This is a genomic window from Microcoleus sp. B4-D4 (genome assembly GCF_036705185.1).
In the GTDB taxonomy this organism is placed as follows: domain Bacteria; phylum Cyanobacteriota; class Cyanobacteriia; order Cyanobacteriales; family Microcoleaceae; genus Microcoleus.
This window is the reverse complement of sequence record NZ_JAUBTX010000003.1, coordinates 218,812-243,450: the sequence shown is the minus strand read 5'-3', so window position 1 is coordinate 243,450 and position 24,639 is coordinate 218,812. Positions and strand designations below refer to the sequence as shown.

The window sequence follows — 24,639 nt, the reverse complement described above, 5'->3', positions numbered from 1 at the left end:
GGCATACCTCACTTTTTTGAGAACCGCTATATTAGGCAATTTACCATTCGGCGAGCAGTTGCGGTGGAATACAGTTAAATGCTGGTCGGGTGGGCATCGGGCTCGCCAAAAATCTGCAATTTAAATGTAAAATAACTGACGGGTCAAAAAACCGAAGCCCCCGACGCTATGAGTTTGGAAAGCCAACAATTTTAGACTTTTGTTCGAGTTTCCAGATGAATCTGTGAAGTAAATCTCAAATCTCAAATCTCAAATCGACGGACTTACTTACAACTCAAAACTACCGACTGTGAAACTGTTTCTTGCGAAAATCAACCAAAAAAAGGCTGCGTTATAATCATGGTGAGCCAACTTTTAGATGGACGCTATCAAATCATTGAAGTCATAGAAACAGGAGAATTTGGACAAACCTATCTAGCCAAAGATATTCGCCGTCCCGGTGAACCGCAGTGCTTTGTCAAACACCTGCGTCCGGGTACCAAAGAACCGAAATTAATTAATACTACGCGCCGTCTTTTCCAAAAAGAAGCAGAAGTTCTAGAAAAGCTCGGTCAACACGATCAAATTCCTCAGCTATTCGCTTATTTTGAAGAAAATGAAGAATTTTTCTTAGTTGAATCTTTTATTCCTGGTCACTCGCTATCAACGGAGATTGTACCGGGGAAGCCTTTAGCAGAAGAAAAGCTAATTCCTTTGCTGAAAGAACTGTTAGAAATTTTAGTGTTTGTACACGGACAGGGAGTAATTCACCGAGATATTAAACCGGCTAATTTAATCCGCCGCTATTCTGACAATAAGTTAGTGCTGATCGACTTTGGCTCGGTGAAAGAAATTCACATTGCTCAAAGACAAGCGCCGGTAACTGTGCGGATTGGGACGCTGGAATATATGCCGATCGAGCAATTTCAATACAACCCGCAACTCAACAGCGATATCTACGCCTTGGGAATGATTGGTATCCAAGCAATGACGGGTTTGCCGGCTTACGATTTGCCGAAACTGCGGGATTTGAAAAATTCTAATAAAGGCGAAATTGTTTGGCGGCATTTAGCAGTGTGTTCCCAAGCGCTGGCCGATGTTTTGGACAATATGGTGCGCTACGATTATCGGGAACGCTACCAGTCGGCGGCGGAAGCTTTAGCCGATTTGAGGAAAATTGGCGATCGATCGCGCGCGCGGATTCCCAAGCTGACAATATATCGCGAAGAAGTCGATCGGCGCAGCAGCAGCCGGGGTGACATTACAGTTGTCGGGCGGAGAATATTAGAAGAATTGCGCGTCAGTTTGGAATTGCTACCAGAAGAAGCAGAGGCGATCGAAGATGAGGTATTGAACCCTTACCGCAAATACAGGCAAAAAGGCGAACGCTACGAACAATCGCTGCATGAAGCAATGCAGCAAGAATATCCCTTTTCTCTGGAAACTCGCGACGAGTTAAAGCGCTTGCAGCAAGTGTTAGGGCTGACGGACGAAGATGCCACGAGAATCGAAGAATTAGTCGTTCCTAAATCTTTATTCGCTAAATTGTACAAGGCGATCGCCACAGTGTTGGACGGACACCGCAACCCCAACCCGAAAACAGAATTGCAGCCAACTCTGGCGGTATCCCCGGAGGTGGATCTGAACGGAAAAACCGATTTGTCGTTAGCGCAGCCCGCCCCTACGGGGGCTACGCCAACGGAGAGGATCGCGACTCCACCAGCAATTGTCCCCAAAGAACCTCGCAAATTCAATCCTTATCTCGCCGGAGCAACCATTGCAGCACTCTTAGCGGCGATCGGCGGAATTTACGGATATCTCAAATGGCAAGAAGGCGAGCAAGGATTGCAACAAGAAGCCCAACAACTCAATCAAATTGAATCTCTCTATAAAGCCAGCAATTATGAAGGCTGCATCAACCAAATCCCCACAATTCCCAACACCAACAGCAACTATGATTCCGCCCAAAAGTTACAGCAACAGTGCCAAGCAGGCCTACGCTGGAAAAACGCCAAAGTAAAAAACTTTGCCCAGCATTCAGATGCCGTCGGGGCAGTTGCTTTCAGTCCAGACGGGTTAATGTTAGCCAGCGGTTCAAAAGACAAAACCGTCCAAATTTGGGATTTAGCTACAGGCAAATCGATCCGCACTTTCGCCGGAGATTCATCCACCATTTGGTCGGTTGCTTTCAACTCAAGCGGTACAAAACTTGCGACAGGAACAGGTTTTTGGAGAGTCATGCTCTGGGATTTGAAAACAGGAGAAGGGACGCGCCTTCTCGACCACACAGCTTCTGTTTGGTCAGTCGCTTTCAGCCCCGACGACAAGCTGATTGCTAGCGGCAGCGGAGACAAAACCACGAAAATTTCGGATGCAGCAACTGGTAGTTTGATCTATAATTTGCCAGACCATACAGATTTTGTTTATTCTGTTGCTTTCACTCCCGATGGCAAAAGTTTAGTTAGCGGTTCTAAGGACAAAAAAATTACAATTGTTGATGTAGCAACGGGCAGCTTGATCAAAACTCTTGAGGGACACGGCGACCAAGTGAGGTCGGTCGCGGTCAGCCCGGACGGCAAAACCATTGTGAGTGGTTCCTACGATGAAACTATTAAAATTTGGGATATCGAAACAGGAGATTTAATTCGGTCGATAAAAGGACATTCTGACGATGTTGTCTCGGTTGCTATCAGCCCGGACGGAAAGTTTATTGCCAGCGGGAGCAAGGATAAAACTATTAAAATTTGGGACTTTGCTACCGGAGAATTGCTGAATACTTTGACCGGACATACTGATGAGGTTTATGTTGTGGCTTTTAGTCCCGACGGCAAAACTATTGCTAGCGGTTCTAAAGACAATACTATTAAGTTGTGGCTCAGGTAATTTGAAGGAAGAGGGAAGAAGGAAGAAGGAAGAAGGAAGAGGGAAGAAGGAAGAGGGGATCATCTCATTCTACTCGTTACCAGGCTCTGGCCTGGTAATGCAGATCTGGAGGCTCTGCCTCTATTTTTTCAAGGGAAGCAGAGCCTCTATATCTCAGTTCCCAGGCTGGAGTCTGGGAACCAGTTAAACAGATAATTGCGCTGGCGCTGCTACGACGGATAGCCTCTGATTTAATTGCAGTAATTAAGCTCGTTTTCTAATGATTTGGGAAAGTGCCAAGCAGGTGTTTCTACTTCCTCATCACTTGGATGATTTTCAGTTGAACCCTCTCTGATTTGAAAAAAGTAGTAGAGGTTCGCCACAGTTAAATCAGATATTTCTTGCAAGTTCGAGCCAGCTAAAGCTTGATAGCCAGTGGCGATCGCCCGCTGGCTGACATACAATTCGTATCCCCGGCGGATTTCTGGCTTCACAGCGAAGGCTAATTGGTCGCGCAAGGATAGGAAGTGAGACTTTTGCTTTAAATTATCATAAACTGCGGGTTCCGCAGCTAATGCCGCGAATGCAGTGTGTACGTAGGTTTTTAAATCATCACCGCTGAGTCGATCTAAACTAGCTAACTGGTGCTGCTCTTTGGGAGACAAAGTTTGCATCCAATCAACCTCATTTTGCCAAAATTCTATTACACTTAAATCGTGACCCAAAATCCTAGTAACTTCGGGAAATAAAAAATTTAGTTCTGATTCCGATTGACATCCTTTAACAACAGTTAGAAGGTCTAGACGAATTTTTGATTGCAGTCCTAGGAGGCGATCGCTCGCCCTATCGTAGGCCCGCTGCAACTCAAACGTGAGCCCGATCGCCTGCTCGATCGCCCAAACACATTCCATTTGCCGGATCTGTCCGGCAGAAGACAGCCCCTCCAACAAACTGGGACGCTCATAAATATTTAAAGCCTCAAACAGCATATCCCGCCCGCCACTAATTTCGGAATTCCGAAGTTTAATATCGGGCAATGTCAAAGCAGACTGACAGCGTTTGACAGCCTTAGAAAAAATATCATAACCGTTAACCAGTTTCTGACGGTGCATTGCAAAATTAGAGTCGTGAGCCACCTTAAAAATCTGCTGGATCACCTCAACTCCCCGCTCCTTGAGGATGTGTCTGAGATCGATAAATCCGTCTTTAATTTTTAACTTTTGGTGCTTTGCCTCTTCTCTAATTTTTAATACTTGGTCGAAGTTTACTGCTGACAAAACCGTATTTGAGACAGCCCCAAGACCAATCACAGCAACAGTTGCTTGCATCACCGCCAAATTAATTTTTAGACAGTTAAGCATTCTGTATATTTTTTGAAACCCCTGATGAGTTTGAGCAAGCTGCAACGGTGCCACAGTCACGTACACGGGAGCTACCAGCGGCTGCACGCGCCCGCCTCCGGCTAACTGTGCGAGCAATCCTAAAACTCCGCGATCGGATAGAGTTGCAGTTGTTGATGGATAAAAAACTTTGGCAATCTCGACAAACTCCCCCGTCACCGGATCTCTAGCTGCGGGGAGCAATTTTCCTGTTTTGGCAGCAGGCTGTATCAGGCCGCCAGTATTGAGTCGATCCTGAGTTTCAGGGGTGAACAGATAATCCATATTGTGACACCAGTTTAAAAAAAGAATACAACTGATGAAGCCCGTGTTCCAAACCGTTAGGTCATCTGTCATTCCCCATTCCCAATTCTAAAATATAAAATATAAAATCTAAAATGGTGTGACTCAGTTTGTATTCAAAAAAGCAGATGTTCTGTATTGTATGCTATTTAGGGAAATGAGGAAAAAAAGGAAATGAATGAATATCTCAAGGTATTTCAGGCTATTACTCAGTTTAGCGATCGATTGTTGGCCGACGAATATAAATCCGTGGAGATTAAACAGTCAGCTACCCACCTCAGCTTAGATGTGGAACACTGCGTTGACGAAATGAAGCAGTCTGCCCTCAGACTCAAGAAGTTACTTGAAGTATGTTTCAAAGATATATCTCAGGCGGAAGATGTCTGGAATAGCAAGCCGAGAATTGCTGAAGCATCTCCTGTTGAGGTGTGGGAGCAAATTGGCGAACTAAGCGGATGCGATGTGAGAATTCGCAGTTTAGGAAAACAGGGCAAATATGATGCTGTTGTTAAAGCTCGTAAAGCGTGGAGCGACAAAACTACTAAGTTAAAAAATCAGTGGTTTTTGTGGGACAAAAATTATCAAGTGTTTCAAAGAGATACTATCGGTTTTTTTGAACAAGATAATTTGCACAAAGAGTTGCGGAGTGAAGTCAATTACCAGGCAGAACGAGTGGTTTTGATTGTCGAAAATGAACTTAATTTAATTTTTAAAGAATTACAATCGATTGATATCGAAAACATTGAATCTTGTATAGAATGCTTCGACCTCCACAGTCAATTGAGATTTAGAGAGCGACTGCAATCAATAGGCGGCGAGATTGTGTCGAAGTTTACAGAACCTCTAAAATATTTACCGGAGTCTTATGCGAAAACTTTTAAAGAAACGCTGAAAGAGCCTGTAGAAACTCTGGTTCATAAAAGTAAATTGGGAATCAGTTTGAGCGATTTTGAAGAGTCTTGTAAGGTAATTGGATCGCTCGTAGATGATTTGATCTTAGAAATTTTTGAGGAGCGCGTGAAACTGGCAATTCACACAGTTGAAAAAACGATAATGTTCTACAATAATTTTTTAGAAAAGCAGGCTCGGTACCAGCAAGAAACTGTCCAAGAGCGAGTGGCGGAAAAAGATTGGATGGAATACCAGCGGCAGCAACTCAAGAAAATTGAGCAGTATATTGAAGCAGTTATTGGTTAGTGGTTATTGGTTATTGGTTATTGGTTAGTGGTTAGTGGTTATTGGTTAGTGGTTAGTGGTTATTGGTTAGTGGTTATTGGTTATTGGTTATTGGTTAGTAGTTATTGGTTATTGGTTATTGGTTAGTAGTTATTGGTTATTGGTTATTGGTTAGTAGTTATTGGTTATTAGAACGAACAACTAATAATTAACAAATAACCACTAACAACAGTGAACAGTGAACAGTCAACAGTTAACAGTTAACAGTTAACAGTCAACAGTCAACAGTCAACAGTCAACAAATTATTGATATTGACCGCCGATTTCGTAAACGATCGCGCCCAAAGATGCCAAACTAGCTAAAATCAGCATTCCAGCGGGCATGAACTTGCGAGTTTTGACCAGCCGTAAAATAAAGACTACTACTAAAACAGCAGAGATGGCTGCTGCTAATGTTAAACCCCAACTTTGTCCCATGAGTTGGGCGGTGCCGGCAAAAATTAGCAGCGAACCGCTAATCAGGCCGGAAATGAGGGAGGCTTGGCTTTTGGCCTTGATGTAACCTATGATGCCGCCAATCAGTGTCAAAACGCCGTAGCCGATCGCCGCTGTTGTACCTAAATTCATTTTTAATCCTCACAATTTTACTCTTTGCATCTAAGTTTATACAGCGAGACCTGCTATTTCGGTCACAAATTGTTAGAAAATTTATTAAACCCAGTCAAGATATCTAACTGTTATACAATTGCCCTTATGTCAGCCCTAACCTCTGGTGCGATCGCCCAAATCCGTTACCTCCAACGCCAAGCAGCATCCCTGCTGCTGTATCAATCAGTCCTCACAAGCCCCACAGCTCAAGCCTTTCTCGACTTGCTGCAAGCTCTCCACCACAGCGAAGTCAGCGGTTTAGACTGTCAGGTGGCTTACGGCAACTGGTTCAAAGTTCAGGCAGCTCAAAATCTGAGTTGGAAAGATGCTCTGATTTGGGAAATTCTCAAAGACGAAAATCCCTTTTCACGCAAGGCTCAACAAACAGATTTTGCGAGTTTGCCGCCCGCTTTGGTAGAAGCCACCCGACACGATTTACAAGTGCTGCAAAATATTTACGAATGCAGCAGCGAACAGTTGAGCAAGTGGGTGCGGGTAGCGGGTCAACTTGACGTAGTGCCTCCAATTTGGCATTCCGAAACTGTAGCAGAACTGGGCGATAAACCCCTGCACGGACAACTGGAAAAATGGTCTGGTGCTGCGGAATCTTTGGCAGAATATTACCGAAAATTTGGTACTGGTTTGTTTGCCGAATATCGCGCTTTTAGCTGGCGCTCCGGGCAGTTGGCGAGTATTTCGCATCCCGATCGCATAAATTTGAAAGAGTTGGTTTGCTGCGATTGGCAGCGCGATGCTCTGGTGAAAAATACGGAGTTTTTGCTGGCGGGTTATCCGGCTTTGCACGTCTTGCTCTACGGGAGTCGCGGTTCTGGTAAGTCTTCTTTGGTGAAGTCGCTGCTAAATGAATTTGGCGATCGCAATTTGCGGTTGATTGAAGTATCTAAATCGGATTTGCAAGATTTGCCGCTAATTGTTGACAAGTTGCGGGGAGTTCCTCAAAAGTTTATTATTTTTGTCGATGACCTTTCTTTTGAGGAAGATGATGATGCTTTTAAATCCTTGAAAGTGGTTTTAGAAGGAAATGTCACCGCGCGCTCTCAAAATGTGGTCGTTTATGCCACATCTAACCGCAGGCATTTAATTCGAGAGTTTTTTGATGACAGGCCTCGCCCCCGCGACGGAGATGAAGTTCACGCTTGGGATACGGTGCAGGAAAAACTCTCATTTAGCGATCGCTTTGGCTTGACTTTAACTTTTGAACCGGCGGATCAAAACACTTATTTAAGCATTGTCCGACATCTGGCAAAACTTGCTGGAATTCAGCTCGCTGCTGAAGATTTGGAGCACCGGGCTAAGGAATGGGCAACTCGTCGCAACGGGCGATCGGGCAGGAGTGCGCGACAGTTTGTTGATTTCCTGAAAGCAGATTTAGCGCTTTTTGACAAGTAGATCGTCTGTACTCGAAGGGCGGGTTGTTGCTGAGATATGCGAGGCAATTCAGGCTCTGAATCAACCCGCCCGACGAGCGCCGCCTGGTGAAATTAAAAATCTTAATTTTTTCATAATTTTCTTGATAATAAATAACTGACAAAATTTGATATGATTGGCTAAACTTCCGCAAAAAGCTCCAGAGTCCGAACCCGTCGGGACTCCATGAATCCACCACTAAATAATGAGGAAAATCTCATGGGTTTATTTGACAAAATATCGCAGACTCGCCAACAAACGGACGTAACGTTAGGGCCTGCCGAAGCATTTGCGGCGATCGCGCTAATTGCCGTAGCAGCCGACGGTTACATCAATGACAGCGAAAGTAAAGCGATTAGCATGACGCTATCTCGGATGCAACTGTTCCGCAGCTATCCCGATGACGTGATGAGAAAAATGCTCGAACGGCTACTGATGATTCTGCAACGACAAGGAGTCGAGGTACTGTTTAATGCGGCTTTGGTAACACTTCCCGACGAACTTAAAGAAACAGTTTTTGCTGTAACAACTGACATCGCTTTAGCAGATGGCGAAGTGTCGGAAGAAGAAGAACAACTGTTAAACGCTCTTTACAGTTCCTTGGGGCTTTCCGAAGAAATTGCACTCAAGATTATAGACGTGATGTTGATTAAGAACAAAGGTTAAGAAAGAAGAAAAAGATCAAAAACTTAGGAGTTTTGACTTAAACAATCCGGGACGCATCCTGACTTGAAAAACTCGGTTTCTTCGTATATTTTTCGTAGAAACCGGGTTTCGACCAGCCCTGGTTAAGTTTTGTTCAAAAAAGACAAGATTTTTTCATCAAAACTCACAACTCAAAACAGCTTGAAATGCCTTTCACTTACAACCGCACTGTTCGCTTCCAAGATACGGATGCTGCTGGAGTCGTTTACTTTACCAACGTTTTGGCGATGTGCCACGAAGCTTACGAGGAATCTCTAGCAGCATCGGGAATCAATCTCAAAGCGTTTTTTAGCAATCGGGAGGCAGCTTTGCCCGTAATTCATGCTACTGTAGATTTTTATCGTCCTATGTTTGCGGGCGATCGGCTGATAATTCAACTAACGCCCAAACAAATAGCTGGCGATGAATTTGAAATTGCCTATCAAGTATTTTCTGGGGAACTTGCAGGAAAAAGCGCGGCTAAAGCTCTTACTAAGCACGTCTGCATCGATGCAGTAACGCGAACTAGACAACAGCTATCTGAAGACTTAATCCAGTGGTTGAGGCAATTTGAGAGTTAAGATTTTAGTTGACTTCAATATTTAAATAATAGCAGGAAATGGCAGTCAAATTTCTGTTTAGTTAAAAAGTTCTTCTGACTTGTTTATATTAAGTATAGCCTTTTTCAGAAAGATGAGGTACTATGCGGCATAGGGCATAGGGCATAGGGCATAGGGCATACCTCACCACGCTTGATAACCGCTATAGTTCCACTTAATTAAACGTGAAATACAGACGAATCAAAAACGAGAAGCTCTAAGCATTCTTCCTGATGACTGATGACTAGCCTTCGGCTTCGCGAGCGGCTAAAATGACTAATGACTAATGACTAATGACCAATGACTAATGACTTCTTCTTATGACAAATCGCAATTATGCCATCATCGGTACGGGAGCTTTAGGCGGATTCTACGGTGCTAAACTGCAAAAAGCAGGTTTAGAAGTGAATTTTTTGCTCCGTAGCGATTACCAGACCGTCAAAAAACAGGGTTTGATAATCGAGTCTCCCGAAGGCGACTTCACCCTCCCGCAAGTCCGCGCCTACAACGACGCGCGCCAAATGCCTCAGTGCGACGTAGTAATTGTAGCGCTGAAAACAACTCAAAATCACTTGTTGTCTAAAATATTGCCTGTTTTATTAAAGGATAACGGCGTTGTTTTAGTATTACAAAACGGACTAAATGCGGAACCACAAATTGCTCAAATTGTCGGTGCAGAAAGAGTGATTGGCGGGCTGTGTTTTCTGTGTTCTTATAAAATTGGGGCCGGTCACGTCTCCCACCTCGATTACGGTACTATTACCTTGGGTGAATATGCCCAAGACTACAAAGCTATCGGTATTACTGACAGATTGCACCAAATTGCTGAGGATTTTCAACGGGCTGAGATTCCCATAGAAATGAGCGAAGATTTACTATTATCGAGGTGGAAAAAGCTGGTTTGGAATATTCCTTATAACGGGCTTTCTGTGATTTTAAATGCGAGGACGGACGAACTGATGGGTAATCCCGATACTTTGATTTTGGTTGAGGAAATCATGGCGGAAGTGATAGCGGCGGCTAAAAGTTGCGATCGTATTATTCCCGATAATTTTATCCCAAATATGCTGGAATATACTCACAAAATGAAGCCTTACCGCACCAGCATGAAAATCGATTACGATGAATCGCGGCCGCTGGAAGTAGAGGCGATTTTTGGCAATCCGATACGGGTAGCTGAAAAAGCAGGTGTTAAGTTGCCACAAATAGAGGTACTTTACCGAATGTTGAAGTTTGTGGATGTTCAAAGGCAGGAAGCTGAGAGGAAGAGAAGGCTGTTAGATTTGTCGTAATTAGTCAGTTGACTGTTGACTGTTGACTGTTGACTGTTGACTGTTAACTGTTGACTGTTAACTGTTGACTGTTAACTGTTGACTGTTGACTTTTGACTGTTGTTAGGAGTCAGGAGTCAGAAATAAGCATGGAAAATTCTGCCTTCTGCATTGATTGCGCCTAATAATTATTGATATTTTAGCCCAATTTCTTGCAATTGTTCTCGATTGATTTTGCCTTGAGAATTGCGCGGCAATTGTTCGACGATTACCCAATATTTCGGTCGCTTAAACTTGCTCAACTTATCTTCTATTGCCGCTTGCAGATTTTTGACAGTAACTTCGGAATTAGCGGGAACATAAATCGCTGTCACGACTTGACCCCAATCTTTGTCAGGCAAGCCAATTACGGCTACATCGGCAACTAAATTAGTATTCTTAATTGCGGCTTCGACTTGTGCCGGAAATACGTTTTCTCCGCCGCTGATAATCTTGTCGCTGCTGCGTCCGACAATATTTAAACAGTTATTGCGATCGATAAATCCCAAATCGTCTAATTGAAAATATTCGCTATCGCCAAACTTTTCAGGATAATAACCCAAGGCTAAGGATTTAGCATTAACTGCAATATTTCCAATTTGATTGGAGCACAAAATCTCACCTTGGGGACTGCGAATTGTTATTTTGGCGTGGGGTAAAACTTGACCGGAACTGTTATTGCCCGCGAGAAAATCTTCGGGTTTGAGTGTAGCAATTTGTGAAGCGGTTTCTGTCATGCCGTAACAGGGTGCTAGTTTGATTTGATGGTTTCTAGCTGTTGCTAAAAGTTCCGGCCAAGCGGGAGCACCGCCCAAAAGTACGGCACGAAACCGAGACAACCAATTAGCTGTATCTGGGTTTTGCAGCAGCCGTTGCAGTTGAGTTGGAACTAAGGAAATGAAAAATTCTTCGGGTTCGATATCGGCTTTTTCGCCGGATTCTAGTGTTTTGAACGGCTGGATTACCAGTTGGCCGCCTGTGGTGAACGATCGCACAAACTGCATGAAACCGCTGACGTGGTATAATGGCAAAACGCAGAACGAGTTAATTTTTTCAAGTTGAAAATATTCTTGAAAACCTTGGACTGATGCGGTTAGTGTTTCCCAAGTGTGGATGGCAAAACGGATTTTTCCCGATGAACCGCCGGTGGGAATCATGATGTTATCAAAACCGTTTTTAGTCGGCGAATTGAATCCCGGCGAATGGAATTCGCGGCTATACAAACGAAGAGAGGGAAATATTTTTTTTAACTCAGCATTTTGTCCTAAAATTAGGTCGGGTTCGACTAAATCAAAGACTTGTTCCCATTCTTGTTTTACCCAGTTGGGATTGCAGAGAAAAATTGGGCATTTGGCGGCGCGGGCGCTGATGAAACTGGCAAGAAATTGCAGGGGTTCTGATTCTGCGATGCAAATTTTTGGGGGTGTTTTTGGGGCGGGATTTTTGGTGATTTGTTGAAATTGCCGATCGACAATTCGGGCAAATTCGCCGCTGTCACCACCGACAAGCCAATTATCGGGAAAGCCAGACGCGATATCTAGAATATTTGTTGTTAAATTTGCTGTCATAAATGCTTTTACCAGGTTGCTTAATTCAAAACAATTACAGGAGTTACGCACTCCGACAAAGAAACCGGGTTTTTTACCGAATTTGCCCATCAACCCGGTTTTTGAACCTCCACAATCTAAAATCTAAAATCTAAAATCTAAAATCGAATGATTGTCGTCGAACCAGCTATCGGTATCAAAGCCTAGGGCTCTATTATTTATAGACAATTCTGCTGCTAAATTTAAGGCGGCTTGTCTCCCGATTTTGGTTTCAAATACTGATGAGAAAACTGCGTCTATATTGTGAGTTTGACAAAAGTTTCGCAGTTGGGATGGAGAACCGCAAATCGCAGGCTTAATGACGAAAATTCCCCGCCAACCTTGGCTGTAGCATTCTTGGATGCGATCGAGGTTGGCTGCGGATTCGTCTAGGGCGAGATCCGTGGCATAAATAGCATTCAATTCTACCATTTCCTGAAACTGGGCGATCGGCAGCGGCTGTTCCAAAAATTCAATATCTGCCGCCAAGTCGGGAGTTGCTTTTACTTTGTCGCAAGCTTCCAGCCATTTTTGGGCCTCGGAGTAGGTGAGTCCGCCATTAGCATCTAAGCGCAAAAGTGCCGATTTGCGATCGCCCAAATCGTGCATTGATTCAATTAGCTGCTGAAAAATCTTTAATTCTTGTTCAATTGCAGCAACGCCAATTTTCCATTTAAACGTGCGATGTCCCTCCAACCAAAGCATTGGTAAAACCTGCAAAGCTGTTTCACCAGCAGGCAATAAACCGCTGTACTGACTTAAATTTTCGCTTTTCTCCCCCCCTTGCCAAGGGGGGGTCTCCTCGTTCTCCTCGTTCCCAGGCTCTGCCTGGGAATGCTTTTCTGGCGGCTCTGCCGCGTGTAAAATGGAGGCAGAGCCTCCGAATATGTGTTCCCAGGCAGAGCCTAGGAACGAGTTTAAAAAGTTTGATAGTGCTGACTCAAAGCCAAATTGACAAGCTGGTAATTCAGCAGAAATCGCCAAAATCATCTCTGATGAAATCTTAGCAGGTAACTGGTGACAAAAATCTAAAGCTTGCTCAAAAGTTTCGGAACCAAACCAACTTAAAGGGGCAATTTCTCCCCAACCAATGCGGTTGTTTTCACCAATAAGTCGCAGAATAATTCCTTCTCGAATATCCCAAATGCCGTGACTTGTTCGCAGCGGGCGCTTAAATTTTCGCTGATAGGCGCGAAACTCGAATTTATATAGCATTTGTTTTGTAGTTAATCATAAAATTGTCTCACAACAGATCCAAATTGATCAATGTTTTCAAAATGGATATTGTGACCTGCTTTTGCTATAACTGCTAGACTCGCGGCCGGACACAAGCTAGCAATTTCTGCATTGATAGCTTGAAATTTTTCATCATCTTCTCCCGCTAGCAAGAGGAGAGGGATTTGATTTTGTGTTAGTTTTTCCCAAAGAGATGGTTGGTTGCCGGTTCCCAGGTTGCGGAGAGATTTCGCTAATTCTAAGCGATTGTTTGCTAAGCGGCTTTCGATGAGTTGGTCGAATTTGGGAGATTTTTTTAAGGATTTGAATAAAGGGCGATCGTACCAGTTTAAAATAAAATCTTTAATGTTGCTATTTTCCAGATTTTGTGCTAGTTGTAAATCGGATTGCAGTCTGTGCGATCGCTCTTTTTCACTTTTCAATCCCGGAGAAGCTGACTCTAACACGACTTTCTCGAATCTTTCAGGAAAATGTAATGTCATGTACAGCGCCAATCGCCCGCCCATTGAATAGCCCAACAACAAACATTTGTCTATTTGTAAATCATCTAATAAGTCTATCAAAGCTTGGGCTGTATTTGACATATTGTAGCAACTTTCGTCGCCGTTGACTCTAGTTTTTCCGTGACCGGGAAGGTCAACGGCAAGACAGCAGTATTTGTGAGATAGTAAGGAAATAACGCTGCTAAAATCTTGATTTTTGCCTGTAAATCCGTGCAATAATAAAATTGTTGACTGATTTTTATTGCCAGTTAAGGAATAGTAAAATTGATATTTTTTAAATCTTTCCATATACAATTTTTACTATAATTACCGGATTTACTGACATCTAATTTCCGCAGTGCCAACAGAGATGACTGCCTGAAAACGAGTGAGAAACTCCATACCAAGAAGACCGTCTATGCGGATATTTGGCGGTATATCGTGGGCAACTACGTCAAGATTTTCTATTACTTGACCCACGCAATTAAACCAAGATACGTTAATTACAGGAACATAGATTATTCCTTATTACTGCTATGTTATCAGGTATCGAGCCAGTATACTCTATTGCGACAGATTTTCCATTCCTTAATGAAAGCTTGCTGTAAATTTCATCGCGTTCTGCTGCATGGGCTAAAACTTCCCCTCGAATCACGTTTAATTCTTCATCTAATTCAGGATTGACAATGAGCACCCACTCATCAGGATACAGGCGAAAAATTTCTTCTAAGCTCAATATTTTGCTAATTTCTGTTTGCGTACTCATGATTTAATTCTCTTTTTTTACGATGTAATGTGAGGTAAGGATTGCTAAACTAAAGAAGATTTTGAGAATTCGCCGAAAAAGATTAACTCCGCCAACTCCCTCAACTTAGCAAACCATACCTCCATTTTACCGGAATTCTTGATCGCCCGAACTACAAGACAAACCCCAGCGCCAGCAGCAATCCGCTCGAAAAATGCAGCGCGACTGCGATAAACTTACAGTTGCTGACCTTTGCCGGTTGGTCGTGATATTCTGCGACATGGCGAGAAAGGTCGATCGCAAAAAACAAACTCCCAAAAATCAACAGCGTCCAAATTGGAAACATTCGCAACGCCACAAACAGCACAGTCAAAGCATAAATGCTGCCGCACGACCACTGCAACAACAGTGCACCTTTTTTCGTACCCAACCGGACAATCGGTGATTTTTTGCCCGCCGCCAAATCGTCATCAACTTGATGAAAATGCGAACAAAATAAGATGATACTCGTAGTAATTCCCACGATTGTCGAAGCAGCAAAATTAGTCGCAGACCAAGTTTGAGTTTGACTGTAATAAGCAGCAGCTAAAGCTAGCGGCCCGAAGGTAAAAAAGCAAATTATTTCGCCTAAACCCTGATAGCCCAAACGAAACGGAGGCCCTTGATAGGTATAGCCGAGGGCGCAAGACAAAACAATTAGCAAAATTACTGTTGGGTCTTTTTGCCACCAGGAAATAGCGCAGATTCCCGACACTCCGACGGCTAAAAATAAATTGGCAATCCAGAAAACTAAAGCTTTATTTCCGGTTAAGTTAACTACGGAATGCGCTTTGTTTTTATCGATGCCTGTTTCCGAGTCAAATACATCATTGCTGAGATTCAGCCATGCTATAATTAAAATGGCTGACATTAAAAATGTCGAAAAAATTGACGAATTAATCGTTTTAGTTTCGGCAAAAGCTATTGCAGTTCCTACTGAAATAGGAATCACCGCAACACTGTACATAGGCGGCTTGATAGCGGCCAGCCACAATTTACTATTTGGACGTTCAATTATCTTTGTTGTCATTACACAAACTGGATGCAATTGATAGCAGCTTGGTAATTTTACAATTTTATTGGTGAACAATGTCTGCTCTGTATCCGCTTGAGTGCGCCTCCGGCATCCGTCGATCGCCTTTGTGGGTTCTGGCGCGCCCGAGAATGCCCGCCAGTCAACCTCTGCGGGGTCGATCGCAGGCGAAGCCCAGACTTAGCGGCTCAATCTTAAGTTTTATGTCTAAATGTTTCGGTCGATCGCGCGTTGGCGCAGCCCTAGAACAGGATCGTCTGTTTTTTGCCCGCAGCGCGCCCAAACTGTCGGGAAACTCGAAAGGTCATGTTTTGCGATCGACCCAGACCGTGGTTAGATCGAAATAGGGTTTCTAGCGCCCTACGCTTGGGCTCAGAAGACCGGGCGCTTGAAACCGCGTCTATACAAACAAAACCCCAGCTCAGAGGGGTTGAAGAGTGGGCGGTTAAAATTACGCTATCTTCTTCAGTTCGCGGAGGCGGACTTCGTTTGATTTGACAAGAAGCGGTTTCAACCGCCGACTTATCAATCGCGCATTGGGTTCTAGCGGGACAAAACCGCACTCTTTCTGACAAATCTGCTATTCTCGATTTCATGACAGTAATACCGCACCGCCCTAATATTTTGCAAGACCGCAATCAACTGCATAAGTTTCTGTTAGATTGTCAGCAGTCTTTAACAGAAAAAGATCGAACAAAAATAGTTAGTATTTCTCAGGAGATTTCCCCCGTCGATCCGCTAGCGGTACTGCAAGAAATTGCCGCACCCGACGGCAGACATTTTTATTTTGAAAAAAGAGACCCTCTTGGAGACAATAGTTTTGCCATCGCCGCCCTAGATTCCACCATCCATTTCACAGCAGCGGGAAGCGATCGATTTACCCTCACTCAAAATTTTATTCAATCTTGTCTTGCTCGAACAATTACCATCGGTACAGAACGCTTGCCCTTCAGCGGGCCTCACTTTTTTTGTAGCTTTGCTTTTTTCGATGAAAATTTCGCCACCAATTCTTATTTTCCACCGGCCACCATATTTTTACCAAAATGGCAAATTACTAGCCTAAAAGATAGCTGTACGCTAGTCGCGAATACCATCATCAGCCGAGATATAAATATTAAAGATATTGCCAAAAATATTTGGTTAGAAATTGACAAAATTGCCTCTCTAAAATTTATTAAAAAACCTAGCAATAGCAACCTTCCAATATCTTTAAAACAAATTCCTGTAAATGATGCGGCTCAATTCAAAACATCTGTAAAATCTGCCTTAGAATCGATCGACTCTAAATATTTCAGTAAACTTGTGTTGTCTCAAGCCATAAATGTCATTTCTCCAACACCTTTTAATTTAATAGATTCCTTAAACAACTTGCGCCTTTCCTATCCAGGTTGCTACGTATTTTCCACCAGTAACGGCAAAGGTCAGCAATTTATCGGTGCCAGTCCCGAACGGTTAATCAGCATTTACAACAATCAGTTAGTAACATATGCCTTAGCAGGTTCTGCGCCAAGGGGAAAAACAGAGGTGGAAGATGCGGATTTAGGCAAAGGTTTACTGAACAGCGAAAAGGATATTAGAGAACATCAAGTTGTGATTGATTTTATAGTCGATCGCTTTTTGACTCTGGGTATAAATCCCGACTTTTCCCCGCTGCCGAAACTGCTGAAACTGTCAAATATTCAGCATTTGTGGACACCAATCACTGCTCGAATTCCCGTAGATATTCACTTGTTAAAAATTTTAGCACAACTGCATCCAACACCAGCGGTGGCAGGCCTGCCGAGGGATATTTCCCTACAGCAAATTCGCGCTTGCGAAAGCTACGATCGCTCTTTGTATGCAGCAGCCCTGGGCTGGATCGATCGCAGCGGTAACGGCGAATTTGCCGTGGGCATCCGATCGGCATTAATCGACGGATCTCGCGCTATACTCTATGCTGGCGCTGGTATTGTAGCAGGTTCGGAGCCCGAAAAAGAACTTGCAGAAATTCAACTGAAATTACAAGCACTTTTAAACGCTTTAGTTTAGGAATATAGCCTTTCAAGCTCTCATATGAGGTACTATCCGGCATAGGGCATAGGGCATAGGGCATAGGGCATAGGGCATAGGGCATAGGGCATAGGGCATAGGGCATAGGGCATAGGGCATACCTCACCGCGCTTGAGAACCGCTATATCTCATAAAAATACCATCGATCGCCAAAACAACAAAATGCTTGACTTTCGGAACACAAACACCCTCTGGGCTTCCATAATAGCCGAGACTTTGCAGCGACTGAAACTAACAACAGCCGTAATTTGTCCAGGTTCGCGATCGGCACCGCTAACAATAGCCTTCGCCCAAAATAATCAAATAGAAACTATCCCCATACTCGACGAGCGATCGGCAAGTTTTTTTGCATTAGGAATAGCCAAAAAATCCGGTGTACCAACTGCACTAATTTGTACCTCTGGAACCGCTGCAGCCAACTTTTTCCCTGCGATAATAGAAGCAAGAGAAAGCCGAATTCCGCTGCTAATTTTCACAGCAGACAGACCTCCCGAACTCCGCGACTGTCACGCCGGACAAGCCATAGATCAAGTGAAAATCTACGGCAATTATCCCAACTGGCAAGCCGAATTAGCAATCCCTTCAGCAGAATTAGGAATGCTAGGCTATCTGCGACAGACAGTAATGTATGCGATCGAGCGATCGACCTTTCCCACACCAGGCCCCGTCCACCTCAACATCCCCCTGCGCGATCCGCTGGTACCCGTTCCAGATCCTGCGGTACAATCCTTAGAAACACAATTTGATATCGAATATTTTTTTGCAGGATTAGAACCCATTATTGCAGGAGAAACCTCTACCCCCCCCAGCCCCCCCTTGTTAAGGGGGGGGGCAGGAATTACAGTAGAACAATGGCAGAAGTGTAGCAGAGGGATAATTATTGCTGGAGTTGCACAGCCTCAGAATCCAGAAAAGTATTGTAGCGCGATCGGCCGAATTTCCCAACTATTAAACTGGCCAGTTTTAGCAGAAGGATTATCGCCCTTAAGAAACCGCGCCCAACTCAACCCTCATCTAATTTCCACCTACGATATAATCCTGCGAAACCGCGAACTAGCAGAAAAATTAAGACCAGAAATCGCCATTCAAATCGGAGACTTACCCACAAGTAAAGAACTGCGAAACTGGCTAGACAAAACCCAACCCAAACGCTACATAATCGACCCAGCCCACCACAACTTCGATCCCCTACACGGCCAAACAATTCACCTGCGAACCTCCGTAGAAAACCTAGCAACTAATCTCGCAACTAAATTAACTCCAGTCCCCCCCCTTACCAAGGGGGGGTTAGGGGGGGATCGAACAGGCAAAAACTCCCCTCCAGACTCTCCAGTCCCCCCCCTTACCAAGGGGGGGTTAGGGGGGGATCGAACAGGCAAAAACTCCCCTCCAGACTGTCCAGTCCCCCCCCTTACCAAGGGGGGGTTAGGGGGGGTTCAAACCTCGCCATCAAACCAATACCTCCAACTTTGGCGCAACACCGAAATCCAAGTCAGACAAACAATAGACCAAAAAATATCAGAAATTAACAACATAATCGAACCCAAAGTTTCCTGGCTGCTTTCCCAAATTTTGCCGCTTGGAACACCGATATTTATTGCTAACAGTATGCCGGTGCGAGATGTCGAATTTTTCTGGAAGCCGAACAACTTAGAAATAAAACCATTTGTCAATCGCGGCGCTAACGGCATCGACGGCACACTGTCAACAGCTTTAGGAGTAGCCCACCGCAATCAAAGCAGTATATTGCTAACAGGCGATTTAGCACTTTTGCACGATACAAACGGTTTTTTAATTAAAAATAAATTTGTCGGTCATCTGACAATTGTTTTAATTAATAATAACGGCGGCGGAATTTTTGAAATGTTGCCCGTTGCCAAATTTGACCCGCCCTTTGAAGAGTTTTTTGCCACGCCGCAGGATATCAATTTTGCTCAGTTGTGTGCAACTTACGGCGTGGAACACGAGATAATCGACGACTGGGAGCAGTTAAAAGAAAAATTGTTGGCGCTGCCAAATAACGGGATTCGGGTCTTAGAATTGCTCACAAACAGGCGTACAGATGCTAAATGGCGGCAAGACAATCTCGGTAAATTTGCTAAAGGTTCGTAGTGAGGACTTTAGTCCTTTATTTAAGCATTTAAGGACTAAAGTTCTCACTACGAACCTATTATGAACACTATTTAAACTGCTGGTTGAGCTAGCAGCGGATCTAATTCTCCATCTCTATCAAGTTTGTGAATGTCATCGCAGCCGCCGAGGTGTTGGTTGTTAACAAAGATTTGGGGGACGCTGCGCTTTCCGTTGGCGCGTAGGGCCATTGCATTTCTGGCTGCTTCATCGCCGTCTATTTTGTATTCGGTGTAATTTACGCCTTTCCACCACAGCAAGGTTTTTGCCCGGATGCAGTAGGGACAGGTTTGCCAAGTGTAAATTTCTACATTGGCTTTGATGCGATCGGGCGATCGGCCCAAAATGGGATTGAGAAAATCAAGCATTTTCGGTACTGGGGTAAAAATTAAACTGATTGACAGATTAAATCATTTTAGCGAAACGCCATCGATCCCGCGTCCTACCAAAGGTTAGCCTGCTATGGAATTGCCCGCACCACCTTTGGCGCTGTGATTCGCGTCACACATTGACTAAACTCGGATCACTTACGTACACCCCAAATAATCACCTTCGGAACCTCATTAATATCACTGATCTTTTGAGGAAACCAGAGCATGATTAATATATCGAATTCAACCGCACTGCCATGAACTGCTTACAACTCCTCCCCGGCGCTATCTCTGAAATCATCGCTTCTGTCAGCGACACGGGCGTTTTAACTTTAGCCGATCGCTACGGTTTGATGGCCGCTACTTTGGACGAGTCCCTCAATGACGAAGATAGAGGCTGTGTCAACCGCCTGCTGCGGGCAGTGCTCAGAGGCAGGGTAAGAATCGTGAACGAACTTTCAGCAGCAATGTAAGGTGAGTCAGCGGTAGATAAAGATGGCGAAATTGGTTGGCAGCCGATCGCCCGCCGGAGTCCCTGAGACTTGATATAACGGCGACTTGAATTCGATTTAAAGTTTTCTCCTCTAACAAAACAACGGTTTTTTCGATGTGCAGCCTGTAACGGGCTGCTTTTTTTTGGACTGGTGGGCGGGTTATCAGAAACCGGGTTTTTTACGAAAAACCCGGTTTCTTAAGTCCCTGTGCGTTTTTCGGTACTTCCAAGTCCTCTAATCGCCGATTTTGATGTCGTACTGGCGGCAGAGGGCGACCAGTTTTTGTTGGAAGCGATCGCGCACACTGTCGGGAGAGACAATGACGCAATCTTCCCAATAAGGAGAGATTTCGCGAAAAAACCAGAAAGTATTTGAGATATTCCGAATCACTCGCCTGATAGGCGGATCGCCTTCTGCTTCGCCGACTTCCTCATCTTCCTGCTTGCGTCTGTAATTAAAGGCTAGTCTGCCGGATAGATGAAATTCTACGGGAATCCTGGCTAAATCTGGCAGCCAAGGTCGATCGACCGAAATCACCGCAGCATCTTCAATGCGATCGAGCAGCAGCGTCCAGTTGTGTTCGAGTCCCGCTACGTCTTGATTTCCCTCAGATTCTTCGCAGCGACACATTAAATATTGTCGCTTTTCAATGGGGACAATGCGAGCGTGCAAGATGGTGTAATGCCAAAGGCGATCGCTTGCATCCCGGTAAGACAGGCGAAAAGGTTGCTGTCTGTGAATAAAATGGTCGATTTTTTGCCGCCAAACAGGTAAGGGGTTGCTCAAAAATTGATCGATTTCAGCCCGGAAAGGGAGAGTGAGTTCGCTGCGATCGCTCAACAATTCGGCAATTGCCAGCGCTTCATCAATTTTGCCCAAGTCAAGCAATTGCTGTCGGGCGATGTCTAGGGCTTGGATGCGGGTTTGCGGCCAGTCGTGGTTCGGGGCGATCGTCAGTTGGCGGCGGGCGATCGCTTCTATCAGTTTGGAAATGTTCGGGCGATCGCCCCACGTCTTCCCGAATTCTTGGGCCAAGGCTTCCAACTCAGTTTTATCTCGTTCAGAAACCGATAGGGTGATCGATTGACCTTTGCGACTCATAAATGTACGGACACTTTATCTTGGTACAGGGTTGATTATCTCTATTGTCGGTGTCAATATGGGGAATATCCACTTTCTACGGACACAGTTTCAGCATATGTCCGACTACCAAATTACCCTCAAATCCGTTTATTCCTGTCCCGCTGCGGAGATTCCCCAGGGAGTCAAATTACCGGAAGGTTGGACACTTTCTTGGCATCAACTCGAAACTTTAAAGGCAATTCGTGATCCAAATATTGATGTCATTATTAATACCGCGATGACTGGCGACGGTAAAAGTTTAGCCGCTGCTTTAGAAACATTGCAGATATTTTGTTGTGCAATCTGGCTGTATCCTACAAATGAACTGGCGCGAGATCAGGAGACTCAATTTAAGCACTATATCGAACAATTCCAGCCCAAACATCAACCTCGCGTGGTGCGACTCAGTGGCTCGGAATTAGAAATCTATGCAGAAAATGAAGGATTGAGAAAAGCAGCCGCGATCGCATCCCGGACAGGTCAATCAGAGATTTTATTAACGAACCCTGATATCTTGCACCATCTGCACCGAGGAGCGTATTTAAGCTCTGAAGATAGCCCCGATAAACTGTGGGGTCGCATCGACAAAGATTTTGACCTATCCATTTTTGATGAATTTCATGTTTTTGCGGCTCCCCAGATTTCCAGCGTCTTCAATACCATGTTATTAATTCGCAATACAAACCGCCGGAAAAAGTTTGTATTTCTGTCAGCAACTCCTGACGAGCAATTAATTAAGAGACTAGAAACAGCAGGTTTTCGCTGTCAAACTATCGATCCTTTAAAAGAAGGCAAATATCGGTTTCCCGATCGCCCTGCTGAAATCGAACAGTTGAAAGCAGACTCCTGGCGGCAGATCTTAAGGGAAAGTACGCTGACTTTTATTTCCCTAGAACCAACTTCAAAAGCTTCTGAAACTTGGCTGAAGGACAGCGCCAATCTCATCCTGACTCACTTTAAACACAATCCGGGAAGTAAAGGAGCTATTATCCTGAATTCGATTGCTGCCGTCAAGCGACTGACACCATTTTTTCGGGAATTGTTCGCGCCTCACGGTTTAGTTGTTGGCGAAAATACCGGGTTGTCGGGAAAAATGGAAAAAGAGCGATCGCTCTCGTCAGACTTAGTTCTCGGTACCAGCACCATTGATGTCGGGGTAGACTTCAAAATCAATTTGCTAATTTTTGAATCCGCCGATGCCGGCAACTTCATCCAAAGATTGGGAAGGTTGGGGCGACACGATGGCTGCGATCGCAATGGAGAGTTTATTCAGTTTAAAAATTTCACAGCCATCGCACTCACCCCTAATTTCTTAGTCGAACGCTTGTTTTCGGGTGAGACTGCCACTCTAGAGTCTAACGGAATTTACGATCGTCCTTTTTTCTATCAACTAATTCGCGAAAAGTACCGCCAAATCAACAATTTTGAGGGATATTATTCGCGGTGGGGTGCGGTGCAGTCAGTTCAAATTTGTTGGGAATTAGGGCACAAGACAATTAAACAGCAGTACGCATCAAGTCAGAAAGCTTTTCAGGAATCGGCTCAAAAAGTATTTAAAACTAGCTTGGGGAAAGTGGCAGGTGATATTAAAGAGTGGGGTAAAGAGTGGAAAGAGCGATCGGGAAATAAGACAGGAAATCCAATAGTTGAAGATGCTAGCAGTTTTCGAGGTTCTAGTCCCCTGCAATGCGGCATTTGCGATTTAACCGATTCCCATGAGGCAGACAAATTTAAAACCTACGATTTACCAGGAATTTTGAGCAACTTGGAAATCGAACCGATGACGGAATCTGCATTTATGCGAATGTTGAACGAGACATCGGAACGCCTTGGGCAACCAATTGCCAAAGGTCGATTTAAACATTGTCTTGCTTTTTTGAAGTTGCGTAGTTATCGGGAGGAAAGACTGAATTGGAAATTTACTTATTCGGGAAAATTAGAGGAAAATGCTGCTGCTTGGAAAGTTCAGGTTTTGACGGGGATTGAGGTTGTGCAACCTGAGAATTATTGGATCGGGGAAATTAACAAGCGTTTGAAGAAGCAAGCATTGGTTTGTTATGTGCTGCGTTATCCGGTGGCTGAAGTGCGATCGCGCCTGCGACTGCCGATGCACTTTCAGATTTATCCGATTTGCGATCGGTACAGTATCCACGATGCGACTGCACCTTATTCTATAGCTTTTGGGCAGTCGGCCCTGTTGGTGGACACGCTGGCCCACTGGCTCAAGAGCAGGGGGGATGAAATATGGATTGCGTAGAAGTTCAAGCCCTAATAGGGGGGGTTAAGTCAGGTAGAAAGATAGAGGAACGAACGCCATTAGGAGCGCAGCGAATTTTTTCAATCCCTAATAGGGTGTTAAGCTATCAATAAAAATTAATAAGCTTTTTCTACCTGTCCACACCATAGTACATAAATATAGCAAGGATGACAACTATGTTTAGATCGCTTACACTTAGACAATGGAAAGCTTCGCGGCTCTGTGAGCAACGATCGCGAGTAGGAACACAGATATGTAATCGCAGCCCTTCTTGTTCTCTAGACAGAACGGTTTTTAGCGTCACTTTATTTGGGTGGGGGTATAACGCCCCCCTTCTGCTGCTGTTAGCAGTCAGCAGCCGTGAGTCTTTCCAGTCTGTAAAAACTAAACAGGAGACATTCACAATGCCAAAGTCAAAACGCTCTGGTGAGGGAGACCCTTTGCTATTTATTCCCTATTGCCAGAAACCTTTTTTGGAAAACAAAAAGAAAGTTCGGGGGAAAAATCGCCAAATCTTTGAGCGACTAGAACAAGTTGTCAGCGAATTGCAGACTGCACTTGACAGGAATGATTTTGGCTCCAAGGAAGTCATAGAACGATCCCGTGAGTTTTTAGTTTTTGTTCAAGGCTCTAAAAAAGTATCTCAAAGGCGCTAGATAGTAGCACTTTGCGAATTTTCAATAGTTAGGCTCTACAGGATTAGTGTAACTACATCAGAGCCTGTAGA

Annotated in this window: 21 protein-coding genes; 12 read left to right on the top strand and 9 right to left on the bottom strand. The window is 44.4% G+C overall.

The window, feature by feature from the left end:
- Nucleotides 1-339: 339 nt before the first annotated feature.
- The gene (locus QUB13_RS04310; RefSeq protein ID WP_333379264.1) at nucleotides 340-2,862 is read left to right on the top strand and encodes a protein kinase domain-containing protein; all 2,523 of its coding nucleotides are present in this window, start codon (nucleotides 340-342) and stop codon (nucleotides 2,860-2,862) included.
- A 230-nt stretch (nucleotides 2,863-3,092) separates the two neighbouring features.
- Here the strand turns inward: QUB13_RS04310 and QUB13_RS04305 are convergent, their stop codons facing one another.
- The gene (locus QUB13_RS04305; RefSeq protein WP_333379262.1) at nucleotides 3,093-4,577 is read right to left on the bottom strand and encodes a hypothetical protein; all 1,485 of its coding nucleotides are present in this window, start codon (nucleotides 4,575-4,577) and stop codon (nucleotides 3,093-3,095) included.
- Between the two features lie 120 nt (nucleotides 4,578-4,697).
- Here QUB13_RS04305 and QUB13_RS04300 point away from each other — a divergent pair, with 120 nt between their 5' ends.
- Entirely contained in the window at nucleotides 4,698-5,720 is a 1,023-nt protein-coding gene (locus tag QUB13_RS04300; protein WP_333379260.1) for a hypothetical protein, read from the top strand.
- 282 nt (nucleotides 5,721-6,002) lie between these two features.
- Here the strand turns inward: QUB13_RS04300 and QUB13_RS04295 are convergent, their stop codons facing one another.
- The gene (locus tag QUB13_RS04295) at nucleotides 6,003-6,326 is read right to left on the bottom strand and encodes a TMEM14 family protein (RefSeq protein WP_194011757.1); all 324 of its coding nucleotides are present in this window, start codon (nucleotides 6,324-6,326) and stop codon (nucleotides 6,003-6,005) included.
- Between the two features lie 126 nt (nucleotides 6,327-6,452).
- Between QUB13_RS04295 and QUB13_RS04290 the strand changes: the two genes are divergently transcribed.
- The 4 genes from QUB13_RS04290 (at nucleotide 6,453) to QUB13_RS04275 (ending at nucleotide 10,350) form a co-directional block, all read left to right on the top strand.
- Entirely contained in the window at nucleotides 6,453-7,757 is a 1,305-nt protein-coding gene (locus QUB13_RS04290; RefSeq protein WP_333379256.1) for an ATP-binding protein, read from the top strand.
- 237 nt (nucleotides 7,758-7,994) lie between these two features.
- Entirely contained in the window at nucleotides 7,995-8,441 is a 447-nt protein-coding gene (locus QUB13_RS04285) for a tellurite resistance TerB family protein (RefSeq protein WP_333092302.1), read from the top strand.
- Between the two features lie 185 nt (nucleotides 8,442-8,626).
- Nucleotides 8,627-9,040, top strand: coding sequence for an acyl-CoA thioesterase (locus tag QUB13_RS04280; RefSeq protein WP_333379254.1), 414 nt, complete (start codon nucleotides 8,627-8,629; stop codon nucleotides 9,038-9,040).
- Between the two features lie 338 nt (nucleotides 9,041-9,378).
- Complete coding sequence (locus QUB13_RS04275; protein ID WP_333379252.1) at nucleotides 9,379-10,350, top strand: putative 2-dehydropantoate 2-reductase; 972 nt, start codon at nucleotides 9,379-9,381, stop codon at nucleotides 10,348-10,350.
- Between the two features lie 167 nt (nucleotides 10,351-10,517).
- On the opposite strand, the gene QUB13_RS04270 is transcribed toward QUB13_RS04275, so the two are convergent.
- From QUB13_RS04270 to menA, 5 genes are all read right to left on the bottom strand, one after another.
- Nucleotides 10,518-11,936 (bottom strand): 2-succinylbenzoate--CoA ligase, encoded by a 1,419-nt coding sequence (locus QUB13_RS04270; RefSeq protein ID WP_333379250.1) that lies wholly within the window; start codon nucleotides 11,934-11,936, stop codon nucleotides 10,518-10,520.
- Between the two features lie 123 nt (nucleotides 11,937-12,059).
- Nucleotides 12,060-13,169, bottom strand: coding sequence for an o-succinylbenzoate synthase (locus QUB13_RS04265; protein ID WP_333379248.1), 1,110 nt, complete (start codon nucleotides 13,167-13,169; stop codon nucleotides 12,060-12,062).
- A gap of 11 nt (nucleotides 13,170-13,180) precedes the next feature.
- Nucleotides 13,181-13,981: a 2-succinyl-6-hydroxy-2,4-cyclohexadiene-1-carboxylate synthase gene (gene menH / locus QUB13_RS04260; RefSeq protein WP_333379246.1), complete on the bottom strand. Its 801-nt coding sequence runs from the start codon at nucleotides 13,979-13,981 to the stop codon at nucleotides 13,181-13,183.
- 190 nt (nucleotides 13,982-14,171) lie between these two features.
- Nucleotides 14,172-14,438 (bottom strand): hypothetical protein, encoded by a 267-nt coding sequence (locus tag QUB13_RS04255; RefSeq protein ID WP_333379244.1) that lies wholly within the window; start codon nucleotides 14,436-14,438, stop codon nucleotides 14,172-14,174.
- Between the two features lie 151 nt (nucleotides 14,439-14,589).
- A complete protein-coding gene (gene menA / locus QUB13_RS04250; RefSeq protein ID WP_333379242.1) occupies nucleotides 14,590-15,486 on the bottom strand; it encodes a 2-carboxy-1,4-naphthoquinone phytyltransferase in 897 nt (298 codons plus the stop codon).
- A 59-nt stretch (nucleotides 15,487-15,545) separates the two neighbouring features.
- Between menA and QUB13_RS04245 the strand changes: the two genes are divergently transcribed.
- From QUB13_RS04245 to menD, 3 genes are all read left to right on the top strand, one after another.
- Nucleotides 15,546-15,836, top strand: coding sequence for a hypothetical protein (locus QUB13_RS04245; RefSeq protein WP_333379240.1), 291 nt, complete (start codon nucleotides 15,546-15,548; stop codon nucleotides 15,834-15,836).
- A 247-nt stretch (nucleotides 15,837-16,083) separates the two neighbouring features.
- Nucleotides 16,084-17,517, top strand: coding sequence for an isochorismate synthase (locus QUB13_RS04240; protein ID WP_333379238.1), 1,434 nt, complete (start codon nucleotides 16,084-16,086; stop codon nucleotides 17,515-17,517).
- Nucleotides 17,518-17,700: 183 nt separating this feature from the next.
- A complete protein-coding gene (menD, locus tag QUB13_RS04235; RefSeq protein ID WP_333379236.1) occupies nucleotides 17,701-19,650 on the top strand; it encodes a 2-succinyl-5-enolpyruvyl-6-hydroxy-3-cyclohexene-1-carboxylic-acid synthase in 1,950 nt (649 codons plus the stop codon).
- A gap of 71 nt (nucleotides 19,651-19,721) precedes the next feature.
- Here the strand turns inward: menD and grxC are convergent, their stop codons facing one another.
- Complete coding sequence (gene grxC, locus QUB13_RS04230; protein WP_333092249.1) at nucleotides 19,722-20,036, bottom strand: glutaredoxin 3; 315 nt, start codon at nucleotides 20,034-20,036, stop codon at nucleotides 19,722-19,724.
- A gap of 260 nt (nucleotides 20,037-20,296) precedes the next feature.
- Here grxC and QUB13_RS04225 point away from each other — a divergent pair, with 260 nt between their 5' ends.
- Nucleotides 20,297-20,512, top strand: coding sequence for a hypothetical protein (locus QUB13_RS04225; RefSeq protein ID WP_333092248.1), 216 nt, complete (start codon nucleotides 20,297-20,299; stop codon nucleotides 20,510-20,512).
- A 255-nt stretch (nucleotides 20,513-20,767) separates the two neighbouring features.
- On the opposite strand, the gene QUB13_RS04220 is transcribed toward QUB13_RS04225, so the two are convergent.
- Nucleotides 20,768-21,634: a WYL domain-containing protein gene (locus tag QUB13_RS04220; protein ID WP_333379233.1), complete on the bottom strand. Its 867-nt coding sequence runs from the start codon at nucleotides 21,632-21,634 to the stop codon at nucleotides 20,768-20,770.
- A gap of 97 nt (nucleotides 21,635-21,731) precedes the next feature.
- Between QUB13_RS04220 and cas3 the strand changes: the two genes are divergently transcribed.
- Nucleotides 21,732-23,912, top strand: coding sequence for a type I-D CRISPR-associated helicase Cas3' (cas3, locus tag QUB13_RS04215; RefSeq protein WP_333379231.1), 2,181 nt, complete (start codon nucleotides 21,732-21,734; stop codon nucleotides 23,910-23,912).
- Between the two features lie 404 nt (nucleotides 23,913-24,316).
- Nucleotides 24,317-24,568, top strand: a complete 252-nt coding sequence (locus QUB13_RS04210) for a hypothetical protein (protein ID WP_333379228.1) — start codon at nucleotides 24,317-24,319, stop codon at nucleotides 24,566-24,568.
- Nucleotides 24,569-24,639: the final 71 nt, after the last annotated feature.

What these genes read in the sequence shown, in the direction of transcription:
- QUB13_RS04275 (WP_333379252.1), top strand. Translation starts at nt 9,379, where the DNA reads ATGACAAATCGCAATTATGCCATCATCGGTACGGGAGCTTTAGGCGGA.
- QUB13_RS04210 (WP_333379228.1), top strand. Translation starts at nt 24,317, where the DNA reads ATGCCAAAGTCAAAACGCTCTGGTGAGGGAGACCCTTTGCTATTTATT.
- QUB13_RS04295 (WP_194011757.1), bottom strand. Translation starts at nt 6,326, where the DNA reads ATGAATTTAGGTACAACAGCGGCGATCGGCTACGGCGTTTTGACACTG.
- QUB13_RS04220 (WP_333379233.1), bottom strand. Translation starts at nt 21,634, where the DNA reads ATGAGTCGCAAAGGTCAATCGATCACCCTATCGGTTTCTGAACGAGAT.
- menD (WP_333379236.1), top strand. Translation starts at nt 17,701, where the DNA reads ATGCTTGACTTTCGGAACACAAACACCCTCTGGGCTTCCATAATAGCC.
- menH (WP_333379246.1), bottom strand. Translation starts at nt 13,981, where the DNA reads ATGGAAAGATTTAAAAAATATCAATTTTACTATTCCTTAACTGGCAAT.
- QUB13_RS04240 (WP_333379238.1), top strand. Translation starts at nt 16,084, where the DNA reads ATGACAGTAATACCGCACCGCCCTAATATTTTGCAAGACCGCAATCAA.
- menA (WP_333379242.1), bottom strand. Translation starts at nt 15,486, where the DNA reads ATGACAACAAAGATAATTGAACGTCCAAATAGTAAATTGTGGCTGGCC.
- QUB13_RS04290 (WP_333379256.1), top strand. Translation starts at nt 6,453, where the DNA reads ATGTCAGCCCTAACCTCTGGTGCGATCGCCCAAATCCGTTACCTCCAA.
- grxC (WP_333092249.1), bottom strand. Translation starts at nt 20,036, where the DNA reads ATGCTTGATTTTCTCAATCCCATTTTGGGCCGATCGCCCGATCGCATC.
- cas3 (WP_333379231.1), top strand. Translation starts at nt 21,732, where the DNA reads ATGTCCGACTACCAAATTACCCTCAAATCCGTTTATTCCTGTCCCGCT.
- QUB13_RS04310 (WP_333379264.1), top strand. Translation starts at nt 340, where the DNA reads ATGGTGAGCCAACTTTTAGATGGACGCTATCAAATCATTGAAGTCATA.
- QUB13_RS04285 (WP_333092302.1), top strand. Translation starts at nt 7,995, where the DNA reads ATGGGTTTATTTGACAAAATATCGCAGACTCGCCAACAAACGGACGTA.
- QUB13_RS04245 (WP_333379240.1), top strand. Translation starts at nt 15,546, where the DNA reads ATGTCTGCTCTGTATCCGCTTGAGTGCGCCTCCGGCATCCGTCGATCG.
- QUB13_RS04305 (WP_333379262.1), bottom strand. Translation starts at nt 4,577, where the DNA reads ATGACAGATGACCTAACGGTTTGGAACACGGGCTTCATCAGTTGTATT.
- QUB13_RS04225 (WP_333092248.1), top strand. Translation starts at nt 20,297, where the DNA reads ATGAACTGCTTACAACTCCTCCCCGGCGCTATCTCTGAAATCATCGCT.
- QUB13_RS04255 (WP_333379244.1), bottom strand. Translation starts at nt 14,438, where the DNA reads ATGAGTACGCAAACAGAAATTAGCAAAATATTGAGCTTAGAAGAAATT.
- QUB13_RS04280 (WP_333379254.1), top strand. Translation starts at nt 8,627, where the DNA reads ATGCCTTTCACTTACAACCGCACTGTTCGCTTCCAAGATACGGATGCT.
- QUB13_RS04270 (WP_333379250.1), bottom strand. Translation starts at nt 11,936, where the DNA reads ATGACAGCAAATTTAACAACAAATATTCTAGATATCGCGTCTGGCTTT.
- QUB13_RS04265 (WP_333379248.1), bottom strand. Translation starts at nt 13,169, where the DNA reads ATGCTATATAAATTCGAGTTTCGCGCCTATCAGCGAAAATTTAAGCGC.
- QUB13_RS04300 (WP_333379260.1), top strand. Translation starts at nt 4,698, where the DNA reads ATGAATGAATATCTCAAGGTATTTCAGGCTATTACTCAGTTTAGCGAT.